Raw genomic sequence first — 10,063 nt, forward strand, 5'->3', positions numbered from 1 at the left:
AAGTTTTTATTTATGTTGTTAATAATTCTGATTGCAAAAGTAGCAAATAAGAACGAGAATACGAAACGTGCAGCATAGTTTTTTGGCGTCATCAAACATGATTAGACCACTCTGTTCCCGCACGCTGTCATAATGCCTACCGACAACCGTCAGAACGGATAGCCGATGGCAAAATGCAGACTCTGTCCGTCACCAAACGAAGAGATGTTGTAGAAACCGCTCTTGTATGGCACATGCAGACCGACACCCCAGTCCAAACGCAACACGAAGAACTCAAGATCGTAGCGCAGACCGACACCTGTGCCAAGCGCAGTTTCCTTGAGCAGATTCTTCACTTTGAACACAGAGTTTGTGCGATAACCGTCATCACGCAGAGCCCATACGTTGCCTGCATCGAGGAATGTCGCTCCATATAGATTGCCGAACAGGCGGAAACGGTATTCAAGGTTAGCCTGCAACTTGATGTCACCGGTCTGATCCATATATGATGCGTGCTCGCTGTCGGTGTGGTATGCACCGGGACCGATGCTGCGCACGTTGAAGGCTCTTATGCTGTTGGCACCTCCCACATAGAACTGCTCACTGTAGGGTGCGCTCACGGAGTTGCCGTACGACCATATAAATCCGGCACTCACATGACCGACAAGCTGGCTGTGATCGCCCACTGCCCATGTCTTTCTGAAGTCGGTCTCTATCTTGAAGAACTGTGCATACGGATTCTTGAACAGCTGTTTAGACTTCTCGTTCCATTTGTTGCCTGCCATCATGTATCCCAACGAAAGCAGATTGGAAGCCTCGCTGACCACCACCTGCCAGTAGATCGGACTACGATAGTTTGTCGGACTTGAATATGTGTATGTGTAACGCATCTTCGGAACAAACTGATCAGCCATCGTCACGAGCAGATAAGGGTTCTCTTCAAGTATGTCGGAGAAGGCAGACGTCATGCGTGTCATGTATTCATACTGCAGGATAAGCGGACTGAACTGATGGACAGACGTTGCCGTGCGTTGGAAATTGTATGTCAGCTCACCTGAGACAATATGTCTCTTGAAATATCCCGAGCGGTTTATTACGCTCGACGAAGCCTTCAGAATTGTGGAAGGCGTGTTGTACCAGCGCACACGACTCCAGAAAGGAAGCAGCAGACGTGGTATTTCCAAAGAAACATTGGCGCCATATTCATACGAATTCATCTCCGAACTGCTGCCGTCAGCGTTATGTCCGGTCTGCCATTCATACGATCCATTGATGTTGATATCAAGTTTTTCACCGCCACGGAAAGCATTACGACGGCTGATACCGATCACTGCTCCCGGACCAAGTTTGCCACTCGTCTTCCCCACCATATTGGCTTCCACATAGAAATCATAAGGTTTGTCGAACACACAACTTAGCGTAAGGTCAAGCGTATCGCACCTTAAGGTAGTATCACGGGGAGTAAATTTAAAATCAACATAACTGAAAAGTCCTGTACCGGTTATCTTGTTGGCAGACTGCAGATAGTCGTCGTAGCTGTAGAGCTTGCGCGGACGCAATTTCAGATCACGCAGTATGACACGCGTGCGGAGTGGTGGTTTCCGACCATTGAACCGTACTGTGAAGTATCGGTGCTCGAGAGAGTCACTGAGTTCTTCCATATAGTCCTTCCGCAATTCGAGGTTCACCTTACCTATATACCACTTGCGGCGCACATTGGCAGGAACACTGTCGGCATACTGCAAACGCAGTTGCACCGTATCTGGAACAGAGATAGTATCAGCAAGATATGACGCATAGCCCGGCTGATAATAATAATATCCGTTGTTGCGGAACACATTGCTCAGTCGTGTACGCTCGGCATCGAGTGTCGAAACCTTGAACGGGTCGCCCGGATGTATAAGTGTCTCACCAATTGTGGCACGTATCAGAGAATCAGCACGCTGCGGGAAATTGACATATCTGAGAGAATCAATTCTGTAAAGACGACCAAGATTGACAGTATAACCTATCTTCGCCTTCTTTGGATTCTTCTGCGTGATGACATTATATTCAACACTTGAGTCAAAGTAACCGTTAGCACGGAGCAATTCTCTGGTCACGTTGGCACGCAGTTCCGGATTTACCCAACTCATAAGCACCGGCGGTTTTCCGAACGACTTGGTTATCCACTTTGAAAAAACAGAGCGCGATTTGGAGAAAGAGTTCCATATCCACAAACCGTAAGGGAACGGCGAGCGATAGTAGGAACTGCCGAACAATGCACCGTTGGGAGCGGTGGCGAGTGCGGCTTCAACTTCTTCCTGAACAGCCACAAAATGGTCGTTCTTCTCGTAGTTCTTATATTCTATCTTCGTCAGACCTACAAACAACTGGTCATCCTCGGGGATGTTCTTTGTACTTGAGCACGACGCAAACACTCCCGATATTATCAGAATGATGTATAATGAGAAACTATTTGTTATTTTCATCTTTCTTTACTGTAACCGAATCCTTCGGTGTCTTTATCTCCTGATTGCTCTTGCTTTTGAATCTGAATATGTCTGTGAGGCGCTGTAACTTGCGTCGCCACATGAAACCTCCGCCATATTTGCCTACATATCCTTCCAGCCAATCATAGCTGTCACGCTCATAGAATAACTTGAGATATTTGTTTGAGTTCTGGCTGAGACGATATTCGAATGTCACATTATCAAAAAACGTATCGTTCTGATCTTCTACTTCGGCTCCGGTGGACACCTTTCCACCAATGACAATATTAAGTCTGTTGTTCCAGAAACGTTTGGAGAACTTGAACGAATAATCCGTCTGCACCTGTCCACTGCTGAGCGTAGTATTATCCATACCGAAACTCAGATCGAGCGTACGCAGAGCATTTCCTGATATTGAGTTTATCTGGCTGTTGAGGAAGGCGCTCAATGCGTTGTTCATTGAGAATGAACTTGTGTTGCCGTCGGCGATATACATACCAGTGGTAAGCATTGTCACGGCAAGTTTGCCTCTGTTTTCCTCCGACATGGTCTGAAGCTGATTATGGATGGTCAGGTCTTCCGGAGCATCAATGATAAACTGAAGTCCCATGTCATTAAGCGTCTTGGTAATGACAACACCACAATTGAACAGTACGCTTCGGCCTGTTCCGCCATCAGTGGAGACATTACTCTTTGTCTGCTCAGTTGCCGTGATATTGAGCTTCGGATTCATAGGATCGCCCATAAACTCGATGTAACTGCCATCTTGTATGACAAATGTCTTCAACGGGATTACCGGAAGCGAATACTTCATTTCTCCATTGCTCAGAGTATATCGTCCAGTAAGACGCAGGTTGTCAACAGCATTGTACTGCATACGCAGATTGCCACCGCCTATCAGGTCGACATAGTTAGAATGGCTTGCATTCAATGCACACATTATGTGCGCGCCCTCGTCAATGTTCATGGTCAGGTCCATGTCAACACCAGTCAGTGGAGGTCGCGTAACAACATCCTCAGTGGAGTCGTTGAGATTGACAAATTTAACAAGATCATTGAGTTGGTTGTCAGTAGACAAAGGCGAATCGCGCAGAACGTATGTCATGTCTGTTGAGCCCAACACATCAAGTCGACCTCTCACCTGCATACTTTCAAGAGAGCCTTTGAGCATTGCATAGAAATTCACATAAGCTTTGCCGTAAGCCTCGGAGCGTCTGTTCTCCTTTGCATTAATGAGCAGATAATTGGTTGCCTGGACACCAAGATCAAGATACATGTTGCTCATATTTGAGAAATCGAAATATCCGGTAAGCGACAGCGGACTGTTATTCTGAGCATACATCTTGTATTTATCGAAAACAAGATGACTCTTTGATATGGCAACAGGAGTTTCATCAAAACGCAGTTTGACACCATAAGGGACACTTACGACATAAGCCGAATCAAACCTCACCTCACCGTTTATAACCGGCGATGATAAAGAACCCTTAACAGACAAGTTTCCTCCGGCATAACCTCTAAGACCGAAAGTGCGATCGGGTATGAAACCATTGATAACACGAAGCGGGGCACGGCTCAAGGTAAGATCTGCATTAAGATAACCATTACCAGTCGAATTATAATTACCTTTCAACGTCGCAATCTCCACATCATCACAAGACAGGAATCCATCAACATAATGGCTGCCGTCCTCTTTGGGCATATATGCAAAATCACTCGCAATATTGCCTATGCGGTTCCCTTCATACACAAAATCATCTATAGTGACAGACGATGAAATATTTTTCTCATCAACCGTGCTCACAATATGGAAGTCACTGTTCATTATTCCGGACATCTTCGGAATATATGGTATCACAGAAAGCACTTCTTCTAGATTGAACTTGACCAAAGCCACGGTCATGTCCTGCAGAGCTTCCGTACTGTCGTTTGTGTAAACACGGATACCCATGCCGTCTTCGGCCCTGAGACTGAGATTTGCAGATATGCGCCGATCGTCGCCAAACAACAGATAATTGTCCTTATTTATCTCAAACGGTTTGAAACCAAGTATTGGCGTTCCTTTGCTTCCAAAGCGGATACGGATTCCATTTTCTGCCATTGCCGCATCAAGACCGATGGACACACCCACCCTGTCCTTGTCGTCGTACATGCGTACGCCAAAATAGACACCACGTTCATATAATGCTCCACGGAAAAGAGTGTTGAACACGTATTGTGGATTTCCCGGTCCGTTGCGAACCTGTCCATTAAAATCAGTCTGGACTGAATCAGAATTTACAGCAAACCTTATTGTATCAAGCCGCACACCTGAAACAACAAGCGAATCGACCGCAATGTTTCCATTTATTCCATCAAACGATGATGAACGTAAATCCATCTGCGCATGTTTCATGTCATAGCCGAACTTCTTCAACGAACGGCTGAAGAAATTGTTACGGCCGGCACAGAAATGGAATCTCATATGCGGGAAATATTCACGCAACCGCACCTGATCGATATAACGCTCTTTCAACTGTTTGCCAATCTCACCCAAGAGCCCCTTACCATTGCGCATAAGTTTCTCATAACCACCAGAAGCACTTATCATCATATCGAAATCACCACTTTTCACTATAGCCAAAGTGGAGTCGGTGCGGGTGAATGCTCTTATCAGTACATCCTCCGGCGTATATACACGCGCACTGTCCGTCAGAGCAATGTTGCGTATGCTTCCGCTTACACTGTGATTCTTTCTGAAATTGGTTGCAAAATTAATGTCCGCATTTAAAGACAAATCCACAGGAACATCGAACACCTGAAGTCTGTAAAGGTCGATATTCTTTATGTCACACAACAAATTTGCCTGCAGATTCTTATGACTCATCATAGCGTCAAGAGCCACATTTCCGTCAAGCAACTTATTATGACTGTCAAGAGTTGCGCGAGCCTTGCCTTTATCCAGACTGGCAGTGAATGTCATGCCCGAGAGATCGTAGTTTGAATAAACAAAATCAGACACGTCTGCATTAATATTCAAACGTGTGCGTGAAGAACGAATATCCGTACCCTTTCCAGAAAGACTGATATTGCCGGAGAACGGTTTGAAAGCCAGAGATGGCAGAAAGTGACTTATGTTCAATTTATCGGCTTCGGCCTTGGCTTCGTAAGACATACCATCTGTATTCATGGCCGCCGACAGTTTCAGTTTTCCGCCCCCCTCAGATGCTACAACATCCACATCATATTTTGTTCCTCTGGCCATAAGACGTCCGTCAATGGATATGCCTTTTGGAATGCGCAGTGAAGGGTTGCCGACAAAAGCTGTCACGAAGTCCATATTATATGTCTTGGCCTTCATGTTAAGGTCTGCTCCGAATTTCTTGTTATCATTTATATTCGTAAACCGTCCCTTACCGCTCACACTGAAAGCCGTAGGAAGATTGATTACGACACCGTCAAGACTCGCACGTTTCATGTTGCCTGTCACTGAAGCTTTCAGCGTAAGCGGATAATTTGGCCAACTACGCATGAAGGCGGAAGGCATAGAAGCCATAAAACGTGACAAATCCTGCCTACCAAACGAAGCATCAAGCAAGACATTGAGTTTGCCTGCTGATTTGCCAGACAAAGCATTGAACACTACATCTGCACGTGCACGTAATGATGATTCACTCGTGCGCAGGCGGAAATCAGGTACCTTCAGTCGGACAGAATCAAGCGAAACGGATCCACTCAGTTCGTTCAGACGTATGCCACTCTTCTCGTAAAAAGCGCACTCCTTCATTCGAAGGCTTAATGCAGAATCATGATAATAAATTGAATCTACAGACAGATTCAGGCCGGAAAGCGCTATGTGATTGTAATCAAGACCGGCCACCGGCTTCTCAAATTTATTGTCGTAGGTAATTTTTCCGTTCTTCCAGCCAAAACGTCCAACAGTATATTTGCCGTCATGAAGATCGAAGTTGCCGTTTCCGGCATTCATACTGTCCATGTAAGCAGATACCCGAAGCGTATCGCCTGGCATGTGCACAGTGACAGAAGTGCGCGATATGTCAAGATTGTCGACACATATTTTCCAGAAATTCTCGCTCTTAGTGGTATCTTCGGGCACACTGTCACTCAATGCCACGTCCACAACAGCATCGGCGAGAGACACATCGTTTATACGCACAGTTTCCTTATTAAGATCTATGCCATGACTCATAAGCTCAAGACAACCGAGCGTTCCGCGTATGCGTGCACTCTCAACAAGTCCGGCTGTATTGAGAATGACATCACTCAAACTAAGGCGATCAATTTCGACCTGACTTCTGAACAATGGCAGAAGTCTCACGTCCACAATAATATTGCGTACACTTGCGATGGTGTCTTTCTTATTTGAGAGCGAGTCAACAGGCTGCAAAACGCTCACACCATTGACGCTCAGATCGAGTGGAAATGCCAACCGTACATTGTCGACAGCTATGTCAAAACCTGTTTTTTCCGACGCAGAAGATACGACTTGCCTTACAATCCAGTTTTGAATCGGAGGTATATACAAGAGCACAGCCACAATGAAAAACATCATGACCGGTATGAGCAAAACTATCAGTATCCTTTTAAAGATTTTCTTCATTGGCATGTCTTTGTCTGTAAGTCGGGGACATCGTATTCAGAGGCATTTGTCGCACAAGTACAGTCCGGAGGGCCGCATCAGTCCTTGCGCACTATTCCACGCCACAACGGCTCATCCGGAAGTATGGCATCGAAGCTCATAGGCTGTTTGGATACGGGGTGTACAAATGTGATATTGGCCGAGACGAGCGATATGCTTCCGTCCGGATTGCTGCGTCGCGCTCCATATTTGAGGTCGCCCTTTATAGGGCATCCTATTGAAGCAAGCTGACAGCGTATCTGATGATGGCGCCCTGTCTTCAGCTCCACCTCCAGCAATGTGTAATTGTCTGTGTGGCCGGCTTCTTTATAGCACAACACCGCCTTCTTCGAACCGGGCACCTCGTGGTCGTAGCAATAGCTTTTATTCTGTTTTTCATTGCGCACAAGCCAGCCGGTAAGTATATCCATTGTTTTCGGAGGACGGCCGGCAGTAAGCGCCAGATAGGTTTTATGGACATCACCATTGCGAAACATCTCGTTGAGTCGTGACAATGCTTTCGATGTTCTGGCAAACACCACAACGCCCGACACCGGACGATCGAGGCGATGGACAACACCGAGAAACACATTGCCGGGTTTATTATATTTGACCTTGATGTATTCCTTAACTGTCTCCGACAACGGCGTATCGCCGGTCTTATCACCCTGCACTATCTCTCCGCTGTCCTTGTTTACAACGATGATATGATTGTCTTCGTATAAAACCTTCATTTATTATAATAAATATTTATGCACAATCCATAAGATGCGTCCAGCGTCTATCTTACGGATCATGCATAATGAGTGTGTCAGCAATTACATGTTCATACCGCCGTCAACCTGTATTACCTGACCGGTAACATAAGAAGACATGTCGGATGCGAGGAATGTAGCAACATTTGCGATGTCCTCAACTGTTCCACCACGGCGCAGTGGGATCTTCTTGATCCACTCGGCACGGATGTTGTCTGGCAGAGCCTGTGTCATAGCAGTGTCGATAAAGCCCGGAGCGATGGCGTTGGCACGTATGCCGCGGCTGCCCACTTCCTGTCCGATACTCTTTGCAAGTGCAATCAGACCAGCCTTTGAGGCAGCGTAATTGCTCTGTCCGGCATTGCCATGAACTCCTACAACAGATGCCATATTGATGATGGAACCGCTCTTCTGACGCATCATGATAGGTGTGCAGGCGTGGATGAAGTTGAACGCCGACTTGAGGTTAACGGCGATAACTGCGTCCCACTGTGTCTCTGTCATACGCATCATCAGACCGTCCTTGGTTATACCTGCGTTGTTCACGAGGATATCGATGCTGCCGAAGTCTTCGTGTACTTTCTTCACGAGTTCTTCTGTCTCACCGAAGATTGCAGCGTTGCTTGCATATCCCTTTGCTTTGACGCCCAGCGCCAGAAGCTCAGCCTCTGTAGCCTTTCCGTTCTCGTCAATAACAAGGTCGGTGAATGCGATGTTTGCACCTTCTGATGCAAATTTCAGCGCGATTGCTTTTCCGATACCGCGCGCAGCTCCTGTAATAAGAGCCGTCTTACCTGTTAAAAGTCCCATTTTTCTTTTTATTTATAAATAAACTATACTGTGAATTGTCATTTTGCAGTGTTTTTCCCAAGAGCACCATACACCACCTTGGCCACAAGCGGCTTGCTTGCCTCCTCTGTCATGCCGTGCCCCAGTCGACCGTATATGAACGGTACTTCCAGACCTTTTATACAATAATGTGTGATGTCGGCAACAAGATCCACGTCTTCTATATCGAACTCTCCGTCTGCCTTACCTTCGGCATATACCTTACGGAAAAGTTCTATTTCATCCTCATCAAAATTCTTACGCACTTTCTCTACCATCCAAATATTGCGGAAGAACTCCGCACGCAGATTGCCATTGCGCACTACAGTCTCCCTGATCATGCAGAGATGCGTATAAATGAGTTTGATTATCTTGTCCTGGGGTCGTATCTTCATGGCAGCCACCTCATCCAGCTTGTCGGACAGACGTTCCAACTCCGACTCTATAACTGCCGAATAAACATCTTCCTTTCTATTAAAATATGTGTAAAGCGTACGGCGTCCCTTACCCGAAGCAACAGCAATGTCATTCATTGTCGTATTGGCAATTCCGTTTTTTGCAAACAACTGCCGGGCCACATCCACAAGTTTCTGTCGCGTTTTAGATACTGACATACATCATTATTATTTCGTTCGTTTTATCCGTATGCACATACTGGACTACATGTGCAAAAATAAAATATTAATTTTATATATGCAAATAAATATATGCGGTTTTATGTTTTTTATGCCAACATGCATTAAATCATACAGAAAACGCAGACAAAACTGCTGACACATGTTTTATAACGACATATGAGAGCCAAGAGCTAAGCTCTGTAACAGTATAAAAAGAAGAAAAACAAAATGAAAAACATTAACTTCATTATACACCTGGAATGACTGTAAATACATAAAAAATGTCGGAAATGCATTTTAAATAATACGAGCAAACTGATGGTATCTGGCAAAGAGGCAGCTGACATTAACTACATTTATACAGATCTGCACAGAATGTATACCCCAAGAATATAATGAACATACAGACGAATAAATTACGTTATTGCTTTTCATAACACACTGATAAACAGCAAAATATGAAAAAGAATCTATACAAACATCCGTAAAATAGCATTAAGTATTCCGTTATTCTCATATCGATATTTTGCATAAAAATAAAAAATAATGCCATTATAATTTGCATAATTCAACAAAAAGCAGTACCTTTGCACTCGCAAATCAGAAATGACATTGCAACAAACAAAACATTACATCGCGGAGTGGAGCAGTTGGTAGCTCGCCAGGCTCATAACCTGGAGGTCGCATGTTCGAGTCCTGCCTCCGCAACTAAGAGTGTCCGAAACACCTGATATCATAGGTTTTCGGGCACTTCCCGATTTTATAACGGGACAAAATCAGGAATCTAATAATATT

Annotated in this window: 5 protein-coding genes and 1 tRNA gene; 1 reads left to right on the top strand and 5 read right to left on the bottom strand. The window is 45.2% G+C overall.

Annotation, left to right across the window (positions count from 1 at the left end; genetic code table 11):
• Positions 1-149: 149 nt before the first annotated feature.
• From tamL to WKT13_RS09395, 5 genes are all read right to left on the bottom strand, one after another.
• On the bottom strand, positions 150-2,450 hold the full coding sequence (gene tamL / locus WKT13_RS09375; protein ID WP_340323678.1) for a translocation and assembly module lipoprotein TamL: 2,301 nt from the start codon (positions 2,448-2,450) through the stop codon (positions 150-152).
• A complete protein-coding gene (locus tag WKT13_RS09380) occupies positions 2,434-7,050 on the bottom strand; it encodes a translocation/assembly module TamB domain-containing protein (RefSeq protein WP_340323679.1) in 4,617 nt (1,538 codons plus the stop codon). Before WKT13_RS09380 ends, tamL begins: the two co-directional genes overlap by 17 nt.
• Positions 7,051-7,127: 77 nt before the next feature.
• Positions 7,128-7,802 carry an RluA family pseudouridine synthase gene (locus tag WKT13_RS09385; RefSeq protein WP_340323680.1) on the bottom strand — a complete coding sequence of 225 codons (675 nt, stop codon included), beginning with the start codon at positions 7,800-7,802 and terminating at the stop codon, positions 7,128-7,130.
• 84 nt (positions 7,803-7,886) lie between these two features.
• The gene (gene fabG, locus WKT13_RS09390; RefSeq protein ID WP_298620996.1) at positions 7,887-8,633 is read right to left on the bottom strand and encodes a 3-oxoacyl-[acyl-carrier-protein] reductase; all 747 of its coding nucleotides are present in this window, start codon (positions 8,631-8,633) and stop codon (positions 7,887-7,889) included.
• A 38-nt stretch (positions 8,634-8,671) separates the two neighbouring features.
• Positions 8,672-9,265, bottom strand: coding sequence for a TetR/AcrR family transcriptional regulator (locus WKT13_RS09395; RefSeq protein WP_298620994.1), 594 nt, complete (start codon positions 9,263-9,265; stop codon positions 8,672-8,674).
• Positions 9,266-9,903: 638 nt separating this feature from the next.
• Between WKT13_RS09395 and WKT13_RS09400 the strand changes: the two genes are divergently transcribed.
• A tRNA-Met gene (locus WKT13_RS09400) sits at positions 9,904-9,976 on the top strand.
• Positions 9,977-10,063: the final 87 nt, after the last annotated feature.

The sequence above is a fragment of the Prevotella sp. HCN-7019 genome (assembly GCF_037890215.1).
In the GTDB taxonomy this organism is placed as follows: domain Bacteria; phylum Bacteroidota; class Bacteroidia; order Bacteroidales; family Bacteroidaceae; genus Prevotella.